This is a genomic window from Gemmatimonadota bacterium (assembly GCA_039715185.1).
Classification (GTDB): Bacteria; Gemmatimonadota; Gemmatimonadetes; order Longimicrobiales; family RSA9; genus DATHRK01.
The window spans coordinates 1-1,368 of the sequence record JBDLIA010000220.1 but is presented as its reverse complement, the minus strand read 5'-3'; the positions used below and the strand labels follow the sequence as shown (position 1 = coordinate 1,368).

General features: G+C 67.5%; 1 protein-coding gene. It reads right to left on the bottom strand.

Annotated features, from left to right (window positions below):
* A partial coding sequence (locus ABFS34_16840; GenBank protein ID MEN8377093.1) for a DNA-directed RNA polymerase subunit beta occupies positions 1-1,368 on the bottom strand: 1,368 nt, incomplete at both ends.

The window sequence follows — 1,368 nt, the reverse complement described above, 5'->3', positions numbered from 1 at the left end:
GCCAGCTCGCCGCGCTCCGTGGCGGGGCCGTCGGCGATGACCTGCCCCCTCTTCACGCGGTCGCCCACCTTCACGATCGGCTTCTGGTTGATCGCGGTATTCTGGTTGGAACGCTGGTACTTGACCAGGCTGATGATGTCGACGTTCGGGCCTTCGCCCTCCTCCTCGTCGGGCTTGACCACGATGCGGGCCGCATCGACCGCCACGACCTGGCCGTCGCGCTTGGCGACCACCGTGACGCCCGAGTCGCGCGCCACCACGGCCTCCATGCCGGTGCCCACGAGCGGCGCGTCGGTCCGCAGCAGCGGCACGGCCTGGCGCTGCATGTTCGCGCCCATCAGCGCACGGTTCGCGTCGTCGTTCTCGAGGAAGGGCACGAGCGAGGCCGCGACCGAGACCAGCTGGTTCGGCGAGACGTCCATCATCTGGACCTCGTCCGCCTTCACCTCCTGGAACTCGCCGAGCTTGCGGCCCGTGACCGTCTCGTTCACGAACTTGTTGTCCGGGTCGAGCGGCGCATTCGCCTGCGCGATCGAGAGGCGCTCCTCCTCGAGTGCGGACAGGTACTTCACTTCGCCGCTCACCACGTTGTCCTTGACGTTGCGGTAGGGCGTCTCGATGAAGCCGAAGTCGTTCACCCGCGCGTAGGTCGAGAGCGACGCGATGAGGCCGATGTTCGGCCCTTCCGGCGTCTCGATCGGGCAGATGCGCCCATAGTGCGTCGGGTGCACGTCGCGCACCTCGAAGCCAGCGCGCTCGCGTGTGAGACCGCCCGGCCCGAGTGCGGAGAGGCGCCGCTTGTGCGTCACAGCGGAGAGCGGGTTGGTCTGGTCCATGAACTGCGAGAGCTGGCTCGACCCGAAGAACTCCTTGATCACCGCCGAGACGGGCTTGGAGTTGATCAGGTCGTGCGGCATCAGCGTCTCGATCTCCTGGAGCGACATCCGCTCCTTGATCGCACGCTCCATGCGCACCAGGCCGATGCGGTACTGGTTCTCGAGCAGCTCTCCCACCACGCGCACGCGGCGGTTGCCGAGGTGGTCGATGTCGTCGATCCGCTTGTCCGGATCCGCGCCGTTCTTGAGCTCGACCAGGTACCGGACCGCTTCCAGGATGTCCTCGGAGCGCAGCGTCGCGAGCGTGCCGAGGGCCACCTCCTCCTCGGGCCCGGTCGGGCCCTTGAGGCGCACCGTTGCGCGCTGCTCCGGGTCGAAGCCGAGCTTGTGGTTCAGCTTGAGCCGGCCGACCCGCGAGAGGTCGTAGCGCTCCGGGTTGAAGAACAGGTTGAAGAAGAGGTTGGTCGCAGTGTCGAGCGTCGGCGGATCGCCCGGCCGCAGGCGCCGGTAGATGTCGATGATCGCCTCGTCC